This is a genomic window from Paenibacillus tianjinensis, from assembly GCF_017086365.1.
Taxonomy (GTDB): Bacteria; Bacillota; Bacilli; order Paenibacillales; family Paenibacillaceae; genus Paenibacillus_AQ; species Paenibacillus_AQ tianjinensis.
In genome coordinates this window covers 1670578-1685187 of the sequence record NZ_CP070969.1, presented here as the reverse complement: position 1 = coordinate 1685187, position 14610 = coordinate 1670578, and the positions used below count along the sequence as shown (strand labels likewise).

The following is a 14610-nucleotide window of genomic DNA, read 5'->3' as shown; positions in this document are numbered from 1 at the left end:
GTGACACCTTCCTTCTGCAAAATCACCCCCAGAGGGCGGCTTCGCAAAGTTGCTGCTGTACAGCTTACTTGCTGCCTTCACTATAACATATTCATGCCCCGCCTTGGAAATCCTGCCACTATAATAACGCTTTTTTTGGCATTTCATCTACAAAAATATAGATATTTTTGGTTTTTGAGCTATTGCAGAACCTCTCCCAAGACGAATATTCGCAAAAATACATATAGCTTGTCTTATTTTCAATAAAGCAGCGGCACTGATATGAGGCTCTCAGTACCGCTGGGCTGTTTTTACATACCTGCTTTATTCAAGCTTTAGCTGCGCATTCAGGAAGTGCCCTTCTATCATTAAGCCTGGGCAGCAACTAGCTCCTCGGCCTTGGCGAGAGCTTCAGACAGCTTGGAAGCGTCTTTGCCGCCTGCTTGGGCCATATCCGGCCGTCCGCCACCGCCGCCGCCGCATACTGCTGCAACTTCTTTGACCAGTTTGCCGGCATGGAAGCCTTTTTTAACCAGCTCCTGCGGCACTGACACTACAAAGTTAACCTTATCATCCATCGCTGCGCCCAGTACAAGTACAGCATCCGGTAGCTTGGCTTTCAGTTCATCCGCTGTGGACCGCAGGGCATCCATATTGCCTGCCTGAACAGCAACTGCAAGCAGCTGTGTTCCGCCGCCCACCGTCTTCACACTGCCGGTCAGCTCAGCGGCAAAGGTAGCGCTCAGCTTCGACTGAAGTGATTCATTCTCACGGGAAATTTCACGTACTTGTGCATGCAGAGCTTCAATGCGCTTCGGCACATCGTTCAGCGAGGATTTGAGCAGCCCCGCCGATTGCTTCAGCAGATCCAGCTGGCTTTCTGTAAACTGGTAAGCATAACGTCCGGTTACTGCCTCAATCCGGCGTACCCCGGAGCCAATACCGCTTTCGCTGACCAGCTTGAAGATGCCGATCTGCGAAGTGTTCGCAACATGAATCCCGCCGCACAGCTCAAGACTGTAATCACCGACTTGAACGACACGGACGATGTTGCCGTATTTCTCGCCGAAGAGTGCCATAGCACCCATCGCTTTGGCTTCGTCAATCGGCTTGTTCTCAATGACTACATCCAGTCCGCGCCAGATCTGCGCATTTACCCGGTGCTCAATGTCGCTCAGCTCTTCCGGTGTAATCGCGCCGAAATGCGAGAAGTCGAAGCGCAGGCGTGCGCCTTCTACTAAAGAGCCGGCCTGATTAACATGACCGCCGAGTACTTCTTTAAGCGCTTTGTGCAGCAGGTGAGTTGCGGTATGGTTCTTCACAATATCTTCACGCTGCTCACGGTTTACCTCTGCCCGGACGCTATCGCCGACTTTCAGGTCTCCGGCTTCAACAGTCACCAGGTGAACATGCTGGCCGTGCGGAGCCTTGAACAGGCCCGTAACCTTAGCAGTTACGGAACCACCAGTCAGAAGACCGGTGTCGCTGACCTGGCCGCCGCTCTCTGCATAGAAAGGCGTAGTTTCAAGCACAACCTGGCATTCTGCGCCTTCGCTGACGACATCAACAAGTGCGCCGTCAACCACAATTGCCAGTATTTTAGACTCTGTTACCACGTCAGTATATCCAACAAATTCGCTTTTAACCGTCAGTTCGGCAAGAGCGCCGCCTTGGATTTTCATGCTCGCGTTGTCCTGGCGGGCTGCTCTGGCCCGGTCGCGCTGCTCCTGCATCGCTGCATCGAAGCCTTCGCGGTCTACGGTAAGTCCCTGCTCGGAAGCAAAGTCTTCTGTCAGGTCAAACGGGAAGCCGTAGGTGTCATAGAGCTTGAACGCATCAGCACCTGCAATCGTACCCAGTCCGTCAGCTTTTGCTTTGGCCGATATTTCACCAAGTATAGTGAGCCCGTCGGACAGTGTTTCGTGGAAGCGTTCTTCTTCCAGGCGAATGATTTTGGCGATATATTCGCGGTTCTCCACAACGGACGGGTAGTACACGCCCATCACTTCGCCGACAGTTTCCGTCAGCTCGTGCAGGAATGGACGGTCAAGTCCTAAGGTTTTGCCGTAACGGACAGCACGGCGGAGCAACCGGCGGATAATATAGCCGCGGCCTTCATTAGAAGGAAGCACCCCGTCACCAACCGCAAAGGTAACGGTACGGATATGGTCTGCAATGACCTTGAGTGCGATATCCTGCTCCAGATTATCTTTGTATTTGACTCGGGCCAGACCGGCAGTTTTCTGAATTACCGGCTGGAACAGGTCGGTGTCGAAGTTGGAGTCCACATCCTGCAGAATGGATGCCAGACGCTCCAGGCCTGCACCGGTATCAATGTTCTTATTAGGAAGCGGTGTATAGCTGCCGTCCTTGTTATGGTTGAACTGGGAGAATACGAGGTTCCACACTTCCAGCCAGCGTTCATTCTCGCCGCCCGGATACATTTCAGGATCACTCATGTCGCTGCCATAAGCTTCGCCGCGGTCATAGAATATTTCCGAACAAGGACCGCAAGGGCCTTCGCCGATATCCCAGAAGTTCTCGTCGCCCAGCTTGATGATGCGCTCAGCAGGCAGGCCAACCTTTTCATTCCACAGCTTGAATGCTTCTTCATCCTCGGCATACACGGTAACGGAAATGCGGTCGCCGTCGAAGCCGATCCATTCCTTGCCGGTCAGGAACTCCCAGGCCCAGGTAATTGCTTCTTCCTTGAAATAATCGCCGATGGAGAAGTTGCCCAGCATCTCGAAGAATGTATGGTGGCGGCGTGTCTTGCCTACATTCTCAATATCATTGGTGCGGATACATTTCTGTGAGTTCGTCAGGCGGGGATTCTCAGGAATCTCCCGTCCGTCAAAATACGCCTTCAGCGGCGCCATCCCGGCATTGATCCATAGCAGCGATGGGTCATTGTGCGGAACGAGCGAGGCGCTTGGCTCGATTTTGTGGCCTTTGCTCTCAAAAAACTGCAACCATTTGGAACGGATTTCACTTGCTTTCATCATGTACAGCCCCCGTCTTATCATTAGTGCGGCATAAGTATGCCGGAGAACACAAAAACGCCCCTGAATAAATTCAGGGACGATTATTATCGCGGTACCACCCTGGTTATCGCCTTGACCCGTTAATAAATACGGACACCTGCAGACGATCGCCTTGTCGCGGCTGTTAACGGGCGCCCCCGGCGGGATTTCCCCGCACTCCGAAATCAGCTTTCTGCCGGTCTGTCTTCCGGGTTCTCACAGCCATTACGAAATAATCCCGTAACGGAACCCGTTCTCTGAGGGAGCCATGCTCCGGCGTACTCCATTTCATCAACGTTTTTTCCGATTTGCATTTTAACATTTCAAGTATAGCCAGTGCTCCTGGCTCTGTCAATCTTTGGCCGGAGAACTCTCTATTTTCGCCACTAAACTGCCTTAAATCTGCCGCAAAATGAATATTTACAGCGTTTACATCCAGGCGTATAATTCTGATTGTTTAGAAGAACGAGACGTGGCTCAGCTTGGTAGAGCGCTTGCTTCGGGAGCAAGAGGTCGCAGGTTCAAATCCTGTCGTCTCGACCATCCTAATATGATGTTAAGACAACACCCTAACGGATTAGTAATCCTGAAGGGGGTTGTCTTTTTTATTGCTCGTAATTAGCTCACTCTGTTACTCGGGCATGCCAAGCCTTTAGCATTTCCTGTGCTTTTTGCGGATCGTTGATGAGCAGAGTCCGGTACTCCAGCATCCAGTTCAGGGTGACCAGCATTTGATCGTATTCTTCCTTCTTGTGTTCAATCTCCTGTTTCTTAGCGTGAATCCATTCTATGATCTGCATGTTGCTGCGCGCATTGGTGTCGTGGTCCTCCAGCGCTTCCTTCAGTTCGGCCAGCGAACAGCCGATGGACTGGAACTTCTTGATCAGCTTCAACCGCTCGACAGCTTCGTCTGAATAGTTGCGGTAATTGTTGCTCTCCCGGCGGACATGCCGGTTATCCAGCAAGCCTTCCTTCTCATAAAAACGGATCGTATGGATCGTTAATCCCATCTTGTCTGCCAGTTCCTGAATTTTCATCATCATTCCTCCTTTAAGCCGCTTGCCCTAGAGTTCACTTCATAGTTTATGCTTGAACTGTTCAGCCAGTCAATAACTAAAGGAGGGCAAAAATATGCATGTTTTTGTTACAGGAGCAACAGGGTATATCGGTTCTGCAGTCGTCAGGGAATTGACCGATGCGGGCCATACAGTGACGGGTCTTTGCCGTTCTGAAGAGAAGGCTGCGGGTTTAAAGGCGGCGGGAGCCGGGGCGGTGTACGGCACGCTGGAGGATCTCGATACGCTGCGCAGTGCCGCCGCTGCTGCGGACGGTGTAATTCATCTGGCGTTCACCAATGATTTTTCCGACTTTGACGGTGCGCTGGCCCTTGATTTACGGGCTGTTCAGGCCATGGGAGCAGCACTCGAAGGCACTGGGAAGCCGTTCATTACTACAGCCCACGCCAACGGAACTGCAGTCGACCAAGCAGTACTCGCATTGGCAGAGCGGGGAATCCGGTCAGCCATCGTCTCCCTATCCCCTTCCGTGCATGGCGAAGGCGATAGAGGCTTCGTGCCGATGATGATCAACATTGCCCGGGCGAAGGGCATCGCCGCCTATATCGGCGACGGAAGCAACCGCTGGCTGGCAGTGCACCGTCTAGATGCGGCAGTCCTGTACCGACTGGCGCTGGAATCTGCCCCGGCAGGCTCAAGGCTGTTTGGCGCAGGTGATGAAGGTATTCCGCTTCGCGAAATCGCCGGGGTCATCGGGCGCCATTTAAACATACCGGCGGTCAGCATAACAGCTGAAGAAGCCGCCGACCATTTCGGCTTTCTTGGCGAAATTGTTTCACTCGATCTCGCAAGCCTGTATAACACTGCCCAGGCAAGCCCGGCAACAAGGGATCTGCTGGGCTGGGAGCCGCAGCAGCCCGGCCTGCTCGCCGACCTCGAAGAGGGGCACTATTTCGCATAAAAAGAGGAGGCACCACCAGCCCTGAAATGGCTGCTTGGGAGGATAAGATCAGGTTAAGAAAGATACCGAGGAATGCCACATTCATTCGGGAGGAATAGGCCGCAGATTCAAATCCTGTCGTCTCAACCAAACATGTACTTACCGGTGGTATGGATTAATACTGCAGACTCCCCTTCACCGCATGAGACAGCTGCCTGACGGATGATGATCCGAAAGGGGCTGTCTCTTTTTGCTGCCAATATGGATAAAGGTTACAATATTCACAAGGTTTAGATTTGTCAGCGAACGAGATCATTTAGGAGCGTGATTGTATGATCAGCCATCGATTTACGGAAAAAAGCTGTATGCCGTCAGAGGAGGAACTCATGCCGGCCCTCGGCATTCAGGCAAACGAAGCATGGGTCAATATGAAGGAATTTGCCAGGCAAAATTATGATCATGAAGCGGAATGGAATTATGGCGGGAAGAATTACGGCTGGAATATCAGATACCGCAAGAGCGGGAAGACCTTGTTCAACATGTTCCCCGAAAAAAACAACGGATTTACCCTCCTGCTAGTACTGGGGAAAAAAGAACTCGCTAAATATCAGGACAAGCGGGAGGAATTTTCTGAAGCCTTCCAAGCGGAAGTCGATTCCGCTGCCCAGTATCATGATGGAAGATGGCTGTGGCTAAAAATAACTGAAGTCCAGCAACTGGAGGATATTGAGCGTCTGATACGTATTAAGAAAAAAACGAAGACCCTTTCGTAAGAAGGGTCTTCGTTTTTAATGAGCCGTGAAACAGGATTCCGGCTTGTGCTTACAGCCCCCAAATCCGGTACACAATCACAGCCGCTTCCGCGCGGGTGAGTGTGTCTTCCGGTGCTAACCTGCCGTTCTTGCCGGTAACAACGCCGGCTTTAACCAACAGGGATACGCTGTCTGCAGCATATCCTGATACCTCCGCTGCATCCGCGTAAGCATCCAGACTTCCGCTGCCAGAGATCTCTACACCTGCTGCAGCCAGCGCGCGCGCAGCGAGCACCATCATTTCCTGACGGGAGACCGGGCTGTCCGGACGGAAGGAATGGTCTGCATAGCCGTTTACGATGCCCAGCTGCTGCGCGATAGCCAGTTCATTGCTGTAATAAGCATCTGCCGGGATATCGGTGAAGCCCGCAGCAGCTTGCCCTGTACCCTTCAGTTCAAGAGCTCTTACAAGCAGTGTGATGAAATCTGCACGCTTTACAGAAGAAGCCGGGGAGAAGCTGTTCTCAGCGGTGCCCTGAACAATATCCCGGGCGGCCATGGCGCTGATCGCGTCTTGAGCCCAAGACAGATTCCCCAGGTCTGAGAAGCTTACCGGCTTATAGGCTACCGCATAGGTACCGGATTGCGCGGCATGGAATACTAGTGATCCGCTAGCCGCGTCATAACGGCTGTTCGGAATCGCTGTCAAACTTCCTTTGCTGTCGATCTGACCTGCCATAAGTGAACCCTTATTGCCGAGCTGGGCTGCTGCCGGGGTATAAGGAATGGAGATCTTTATGGACATATCTGGACTGCTCAAGGCTATGGCTTTGCCGCCGGCAGTCAGACTCAGTCCAATTACCGGACCTTGGCCAATGACACTGCGGGCTGCCGCATCAAGATTATCCGTGGAAGCTTGCTGTATACGGACGGACAATACCTCAGTGTCTGCTGTAACACCGGACAGCATGTTACTTGGAAGCTCCATCGTTCCTAGGTCTGTCTTTATCAGCAGCATGATGTTTTGCTGCCCTTTTAAATTTTGAGCGGGCAGTTGAACTTCATAGGAGGCTGCGCCTGTCTGCTTCGGCAGGTCGATTACGATGTGTTTTTTACCGTCTGCTGCCGGAACTGCCTGTTCAAGCGCCTTCTTCATATGATCGCCCAAAACTACTGCTTTTGCTGCTCCGCCTTCCGTCTTCACCGCCGGTTTGATTGTAACGATTCCGTCTTTGCCCTCAACGGTTACTGGCTGCGGGGTAGTTGCACTGCTGCTGCCGCCGGGTAACGCTGCTGGTGTCGGTGTCGGTGTCGGTGTCGGTGTTGGCGTTGGTGTTGAGGTCGGTGACGCTGTCGGTGTCGGTGTTGTTGTCGGTGTTGGTTCCGAACTAACACTTTTGCCCGAGAGGGTAAGTACACCATAAATAGAAGTGTCCTGATAGCCGTTGCCGGTTGTATCATTCCATGCAGCAACACTTTGCCGTGCCCCGTCTTTGGCATCATTGATCTGGATGTCGAAGCCGAGCTTCTTGTCATTGGCTGCCGAAACTTTGTTAAGCGGAAGCTTAACTTCAACCGTGTAGTTTGTTCCGGATACCTTGGTTGCCGATTCGAAGCCTGCGGCTATAGCTGGCGGATTGAAAGTCGTTTCATTGTCAAAATTAACCCGGAACTGCCCGTCATCGTCCTGATAGAACGAGGTTTTGGCATTATTCTGATCCAGGAATATTTCAACGGAATCCTGCTCCCATGCATTGGGGCTGCCTTTATCAAGCTGTGCATCGCTGACTTGAATCAGCACATACAGGTTCTGATCATCCCAGAGGGTCTTAGCGACTCCTGTGGCTCCCTGCCAAGCCAGCTGATAACGGTTGACCTGCAGCTCGGATGCATTGCTCCATACCGCATCAACCGTACCATCTACTTTTGGCGAGCCATAGACTGCAGTGGAGACATTGGCATCGGTAGTATCCGGCTGGTGCTCTGCCATAAATTTAGCAGGATCGATAACTCCGTAGTAAGCCGGTTTGGCCTGGAGACTCTTATCGAACAACAGCGGATTGGAAGAGGCTCTCCAGCTCGTATTGTCATCCATGCCCCAGAACGTAATTCTGGCAATATTGGCGGAATGAGCTTTATACAGATTCATTAATTGTGCGTAGAGATAACCCTGGGCATCCGCGAGCTTGTCAGACAGCTGATAGTTGCTTCCGGCCTGAATATCGAGCTCAGTGATGCTTACCTCTACTCCAAGGGAAATAAATTTTTCCAGAGACAATTTCACATTGTCGGGATTGGTATTAATGCTGTAGTGCGACTGCATGCCGACACCGTCGATGAGGAGCTTGCCGGGATGAGTAAGCGCATACCTATCATTGATCGTTTTGACCATGTTATAGATAGCCTGTGCTTTATTCTGGTTGTCTTCGTTATAATCGTTATAATACAGCTTGATATCCCAATCCGGATGGGCGTCCAGCACACCCCTGGCTGCCAGGAAGGCTTGCTCGACATAGTCTGCTCCAATTGCACTCTTCCAAGGAGCCTGGCGCAGCGAGGTTTCCCAATCGGTCGGATTTGGCGGATTATCGTTCATCGCCTCATTCACAACATCCCAGGAGATTACCTTATCCCCGAAATGCTCCATGACCGTTTGGATATGGGTCCGCAAATTGACGAGCGCCTCGTCCCGCCCCAGTGCAGTCGTATTCCCTTCGGCATCTGTGGCTGTATTCATCCACGCCGGAGACTGCTGATGCCATACCAGCACATGCCCGTGCATCTGCATACCTTCAGTCAGAACCTTGTCAACCATGGCATCCGCGGCGTCAAAAGTAAAATTTCCCTTTGTCGGCTGCAGCGCATCCGGTTTCATGGCATTGCCGGCGGTTGCAACGTTGTGATGCATTTTGAGCAGCTCCAGCCGGACCCCTTCCAGATCCTCCGCGGTAATTGCATTGCCGATCAGAAAATCGTTCTGATAAGCCGCTTTTACAGGAACCAGATCCTTTTGGATGGCAACAGGGCCAGTGCCGGTCGGCTCAAAGCTGATATCGTCGATATAAAAGGAGGCTGCGGCGTTATTCGAACTTTCAATATAGATCGTGAGATATTCGCCGCCCACACTGTTATAGCGGTAGCTTCCCTCGAATTTCACCCAGCCGTCGGCAGCGTTGATGGTCTTAGGGGAAAGCGCCACGTAATTGGCACTGCTTCCATTGCCGACCTGCGTAGACAGCTGAAGCTGCGCGCTTGCCGGATCAATCAGCTTCACCCAGGCTGAAATTTTATATTCACTGCCCTTATCCACATATTTCTCTACACGCAGGGAAGGTCCATGCCAGGTTGAGGTTCTGCCTTCCACCTTCAGCGCATAGGAGCCCTCTCCAGTGTGATTGTCTTCATTCGTGATACTCAGCGTTTCCGTTCCAGCTCTGCCTATGAAGCCGCCAGCAGTCTGATCTTCAAAGGTAATTGTACTGAACGGTATTGCCGGTTCTCTGGCCGGCTCTTCTCCAACATCCGTGATTACCTTCTCGGTAAAAAGAATGTCTCCGATATAGAAAGGAACTGCAGCTCCGGCACTGTTGGAATTAATACGCAAAGCCTGATCCTTGCTTGTATCCACGGTGAATTCTTTGGTCAGAATGACCGCCTTCCCGGCTTCATAAGCTGCTTCCGCATAATTCCCATAGCTGCTTACAGTTTGAAGCGCCGCCTTTGCGCCGTCAGGCAAACTCACATTTGCATCCACATAGACAATGGCAGTTACGGTATACGCTTTCCCGTTTTCGAGACCGAGATCGCTGAACTTGAAATCCGCGGCATCCCAGTTGTTCACTCTGTTATTTACGTATAAAGCCGCACCGTCGGCATTGCCGTCAAAAACTTTACCGGTGACTGCTGCAAGACTTGCCCCTCCTGAGTTGACTGCTTTTCCTGCCCCGCCCGCAAAGGTTTCATGATAAACCGTTCGGGTCTCTTCCTGGCCCGTTTCAGCTGCCCGGGCAACCGGAGCAATCCTGCCTAACGGAAGCAGCAGACTGGCCGCCAATACGACGGAGAAAATTTTTTTAACCATTCTACTCATGCATTGCACTCCTCTGTTATACATTTTGGGTGACAATTAAGCGCTTACAAGGTTCAGGAACACAGCCCCCTTTCTCAAAGCAAATCGTAGCATAATCAAAAAAGTGCGTCTTTCTCCGAATTAAAGGTATTACCGTACTTTTTATATATCATTTCAGGGGGTATAAAGCATACGGAGCAATCTACCGTTACAGCGTATTTATTACGCTGTATAAGCGTTTAAAAAGAATAGTAACATAAAAAAAGTATGCAGCCAGCTAACCTAGGCTGCATACTACTTCTTTAATTAAGTCAGGAGGTTCATTCAAAATTACAATTTCTTCAACATCTCATCAAAACCATCGTTCTCCAGTCGCCGGATACTTTCGTCCCTAATTAATGTGCTCCGTCTGCCATCTTGAACCAGGTTCAAAGCAAGTAGCGCATTGCCTATACATCTTTCTGCATCAGAATAACCCATAGAAATTAAATCCTTAATACGGTCTTCCCTGAAATCAAGAAGACTGGATAGCATACCATCGGGATGAATAGATGTCTCCGGCCTTACTTCAATAATAACTGTATCGGGAAAATCATGGCGATTAAACATCGCTCCATCAGATAAATTGACCACTATACATTGCCGACAGCCGGATGCTACCAAAGGCGCAAGAGGGGTGTTGCCCCTAGCCGTTCTTTCTCCACCAACCCCGCCATCGATGTAACGTTTACCTTCAACGATATGACTTCCATAAACTACTGGAATAGCAGCACTCGCCAAAATTACAGATAAACGCTGCTTTTCATCAATTTCACTTAATTTAAAGTACTCTGAATCCGGATTGTCTTTAATGCCCAAATTCGAGAGAAGATAAGCTAAAATATCATCAACAGTCCCTTGACTAGCGTAGGCGGAGATCCAAATAGGAGCGGCATGTTCTACACGGTAAAGCGCCAGCTCTTCTTCAAGAAGATTCCTTAAAAACCCGTCATCCAACAGTCCCTTCTGTAGGTTTGAATATAGGGGATTATCACTTAATAAACGGCTCACCTGTCCTAAACGTCCAAAAAAACGACTGCTATCGGCTGCCAACTGAAGCAACGGATTTACCAGGGCTAATTCCGGTCTGGACTGCAAGGATCGTTTGAATAATGCATGCAGAAATCCAAACACAAAAAGTCCTTTATTTAATTTTACGACATCATTGGACTGAATCGAGCCCCAGATTTGCTCAAGATGTTTTACACCAGCTTGAAAGGTTGAGGCTGTTCCCAAGAATGACGCATTCAGTGCCCCAATGCTGGCTCCGGCGTAAGCAGCTGGAATATAATTTTGATCAGCGAGATATTTAGCCACTCCAACTTCATAGGCTCCGCGCGCACCTCCCCCGGATAAGACCAGTCCAAACGACTCAAAGACTCGAGACATACAGACCCTCACTTTCTAAACGGAGACGGGATTCGGTGAACAGCCGTTTGCTTAATCTTCTACTGTCCAGCACATAAGGCAAATCATGGATTTGAATTCCCGATAGAACCTGCTTGTTGATGCTGGAACTGGAAGAATCGATGTTGAGCATGTCTAGAATCGTACTATTAAGTGATAACTCGTCACACCAGGGTCCTTCGGAGAACAATAGATAACCGATAATTTCTTTCGTTTCCTGAGGTTCACGAACAAGCTGAAGCAACCATTCTTCTGTTGGATAAAGCTTACAGGGGGAGCCACTCGGATGATTTTTGAGCATAATGACACATTTATCAAAAAGCTGGTCTCTGAATTCAGTATTGAATGTATCATATTCACCAAAAGCTCCCCAGTTCAGTGTTTCCAGAACAATCAACAGTTGGCTGAGAGGGGCATATGCGCTATAACCACCGCTTTCCCATTTGTCAAATTCTTTGTTCATTTGAATTACTGCACTTTGTCTCTGACCAATCGATTGAATCTGACGTTTTAATTCTGACATTTGCAGCTGACAGAGTTCTTCAAACTGCCCTATCTTCTCTCCCAGTTTCTGTACATCATCACGAAGATCCAGATGGCTTGCCACAAGCTTTTGAATACCTATTCTTGTTTCTGCCAGCTTTTTGGAGACATATACCAAAGCTCTGTCACTACGAATCTGCTCGGCCTGTACGTTTTGCAGCCAAACCGATGCCGCTTGGAGTCCTCTGGATAGATTTAAATCAATCTGTTGTTGGCGATTGGCCGACTTCCCGGTTAATCCATCCCAAGCCCTTGAGAAAAAATTCGGATTGCGTACTTCCCGGAAATTGATATGATCCTTCGTGACCTCAATACCATTCACCAAATCAACAATCAACTTGTCGTGGAGAACAGGCACACTTTCAATTAGCTTTCTAAACTGGCGCTCTTCTTCAGCCTTCTCCATATTCATACACCCACAGCCTCTCTGGGTGATAACTGCAGCAAAATCAGGGCTTCCTCAACTGGCTCTAGATCTTCACGATGAAGTACGGCTATCGATAAAAACTGTTCCATAGCCGTCAGCAGCTTTCCCAGCATTTCTTCACTTTCTTGCTTGTCAGTTAGGCCGTCTAGCAGATTCCCACGAAATTTATCTAGATAAACAGTAAGCTCAGAAAAATATTCCGTTAGATTTTGGGCTAATTCCTCTGACACGTACTTATCCAATTCCTTTCTAAGCTTCTGCTGGACTTTTTCAAGATCTTGAATGACTTTTTTGCCAATCTGTCTGGTATCGACATGATATTCTTCTTCCTGGACAGTGTACTCAACTGCATGTTCTTTAAGCCACAAGGTATACCACTTCCGCTCATACTTTGTCTTAATCTTCTCAACGCTTTTTTCTTCGACTGCATCTTTCGAAATCTGATCAAAGTCCACTTTGATCGCCTTTACGTTATGCACTTTGAATGATATCTTCATATCAAAGGCGTTATTTAACGTTCGGGAGGCATGTTCCAGAATGGGTTCTACACCTTTATTGATTTCCTGCTGGAGATCATATTCAAGTGATTCTACAAACCCGTTCACCTGGATTTGAATTTTACCGGAAATGACACCTATATCATTCTGTAAAACATCATTGATCTTATCCAGGAAGGCATCTGCCTCACGTTTCGTTGAAAATTTATTCGGACCATGCTGATTTATTGTTACAAAGCTATTTTCAGAGGTGAAAAATGACTGAAAAAAAGGCCTGCGACGGCTTGTCTTCTCAGCCCCCTCCAATTTAGCCTGCTCTTCTTCAAGTCGTTTCCCATGTGTAAATAAATTCTCAATCAGTAGCCTGATCACTTTAGCGCCTTCCTCAAATATCCCTTTTGTCATAGAGGTAAGTTTACCAAGAGCTTCAGAAGACATCTTATTGGCACTGCGGGATGCCAGTGAAATCTGATCTATATCTCTTTCCAAAGCTATAATAAACTGCTTAAGTTCATTAATATCCATATGTACGCTACCGCTTCTCATCTTCAGGTAATGGATAATTTCATTACCATAATGACTCATTTTATCGACGGCAGAAGTTAAAGACACCAATGCCGCTTTGCTATAGGATTCAGAAATCACTTGATCGAGCAACTCAGAAAAGCTGCTTTTCTTCCATAATTTCTGAGCGCCTCTTCGGACAAAATCAATATCTCTAATGTCTTCTTCCCAGTCGACTCCTAACGCTCTTTGTCCAAAATCCTCAACCCATTCGGCATTTTCCGGGGCCGGAAGCCCCCCCTTAGCTTCAAGCTCATTAAGTGCATAATTAGCCAAATAACCATATTGGCTGGATACGGGATAGATTCTCTCAGCCGCAAGCTCACCTTCGAACAATTCTTGGCCGACATACCGTTTCACATCATTCTCACCCATGGAGTTGCGGTCTTTCTGGTCAAATTTATTAACAAGAACATATAACCTATCTTTAGAAAAACGCGATATGTATTCGATTTCCCGTCTAACCTCGGCATCAGCCTCTGAATTGAGCTGTGTGTAATCAAGTATGGCCAGTACAGCTGATGCTTTTTGAAGCTGTTCTTGTAGAATCCCTCTCAAATGCACCTGTCCAGCTTCATTGGGTCCTGGTGTATCTATTAATGCCAGACTCCCTTTTACCTGCTGCTCTTTACCCTTTAGATGATAGAATTCCACTTCAATTACTGGAAATTCTGAAAGTGAAGTATATTCTACCAAAGGAGATTGAATATCTAGATTCTTGGCGTCACACAATCTTGAAATATCATTTAATGATTTCAGGAACGAATAAATACCTTCCACACCGGAATATGTGGTTTCAAGCCGGTTTAGCTTTCCGGATCTAATCTCCTCAATAAGCTGTTTTCCATCTTCCGTAGCACTTATTGATAGAACATCTACTTCTTCACTTTGCAGCTTAAGCAATGTTTCACGAATGGTTTGTAGTGCAAGGTTGAACGGCTCTGGTTTCGGGAAAAATAATTGCGGTATTTCCTGTCCCTGCTTATGCCGAATAACTGTAGGTAGTGTGGTCATGGGCCGGTTACGGTTCGGAAGGACCTCACGGCCCACAATGGCATTTATCGTTGTTGACTTACCGGCTTTCATGGTGCCTACCACTGCTAATGTCATCTCCAGGCTGTCTACTTTTGTAGCCTCATCTTCAAGCGTTCTTGACCATAGCTTTGCCAGACTTCGGTCTAAGGAGCGTTCCTGGCTATCACCTTCATGCTTCAAAAGCTGGTCATTTCCTAACATCTCATTCAGTAAATTCTTCTGTTTGGAAAGAAGTCTTAACACTTCCTGTGCAATTGCTTGTATTGTATTCGGATACATATACTTCTTCCCTTCTTTCTCTAATATTTATAGGAACATT

At 48.7% G+C, this 14610-nt stretch carries 8 protein-coding genes and 1 tRNA gene; 3 read left to right on the top strand and 6 right to left on the bottom strand.

Annotation, left to right across the window (positions count from 1 at the left end; translation table 11 throughout):
- Positions 1 to 347: 347 nt before the first annotated feature.
- Positions 348 to 2981 carry an alanine--tRNA ligase gene (alaS, locus tag JRJ22_RS07330; RefSeq protein ID WP_206105024.1) on the bottom strand — a complete coding sequence of 878 codons (2634 nt, stop codon included), beginning with the start codon at positions 2979 to 2981 and terminating at the stop codon, positions 348 to 350.
- A 487-nt stretch (positions 2982 to 3468) separates the two neighbouring features.
- Here alaS and JRJ22_RS07325 point away from each other — a divergent pair.
- Positions 3469 to 3545, top strand: a tRNA-Pro gene (locus JRJ22_RS07325).
- An 80-nt stretch (positions 3546 to 3625) separates the two neighbouring features.
- On the opposite strand, the gene JRJ22_RS07320 is transcribed toward JRJ22_RS07325, so the two are convergent.
- Positions 3626 to 4045 carry a MerR family transcriptional regulator gene (locus tag JRJ22_RS07320; protein ID WP_232381061.1) on the bottom strand — a complete coding sequence of 140 codons (420 nt, stop codon included), beginning with the start codon at positions 4043 to 4045 and terminating at the stop codon, positions 3626 to 3628.
- 88 nt (positions 4046 to 4133) lie between these two features.
- Between JRJ22_RS07320 and JRJ22_RS07315 the strand changes: the two genes are divergently transcribed.
- Entirely contained in the window at positions 4134 to 4979 is an 846-nt protein-coding gene (locus tag JRJ22_RS07315; protein WP_206103869.1) for an SDR family oxidoreductase, read from the top strand.
- 311 nt (positions 4980 to 5290) lie between these two features.
- Complete coding sequence (locus JRJ22_RS07310; RefSeq protein WP_206103868.1) at positions 5291 to 5731, top strand: DUF3788 domain-containing protein; 441 nt, start codon at positions 5291 to 5293, stop codon at positions 5729 to 5731.
- 49 nt (positions 5732 to 5780) lie between these two features.
- Here the strand turns inward: JRJ22_RS07310 and JRJ22_RS07305 are convergent, their stop codons facing one another.
- The 4 genes from JRJ22_RS07305 to JRJ22_RS07290 all read right to left on the bottom strand — a co-directional run bounded on the left by JRJ22_RS07305 (position 5781) and on the right by JRJ22_RS07290 (position 14570).
- Positions 5781 to 9800: an endo-1,4-beta-xylanase gene (locus tag JRJ22_RS07305; RefSeq protein ID WP_206103867.1), complete on the bottom strand. Its 4020-nt coding sequence runs from the start codon at positions 9798 to 9800 to the stop codon at positions 5781 to 5783.
- 309 nt (positions 9801 to 10109) lie between these two features.
- Positions 10110 to 11207: a patatin-like phospholipase family protein gene (locus tag JRJ22_RS07300; RefSeq protein ID WP_206103866.1), complete on the bottom strand. Its 1098-nt coding sequence runs from the start codon at positions 11205 to 11207 to the stop codon at positions 10110 to 10112.
- On the bottom strand, positions 11191 to 12180 hold the full coding sequence (locus JRJ22_RS07295) for a diguanylate cyclase regulator RdcB family protein (RefSeq protein ID WP_206103865.1): 990 nt from the start codon (positions 12178 to 12180) through the stop codon (positions 11191 to 11193). The genes JRJ22_RS07300 and JRJ22_RS07295 overlap by 17 nt, the downstream gene beginning before the upstream one ends.
- Positions 12177 to 14570, bottom strand: a complete 2394-nt coding sequence (locus JRJ22_RS07290) for a dynamin family protein (RefSeq protein WP_206103864.1) — start codon at positions 14568 to 14570, stop codon at positions 12177 to 12179. Before JRJ22_RS07290 ends, JRJ22_RS07295 begins: the two co-directional genes overlap by 4 nt.
- Positions 14571 to 14610 lie beyond the last annotated feature (40 nt).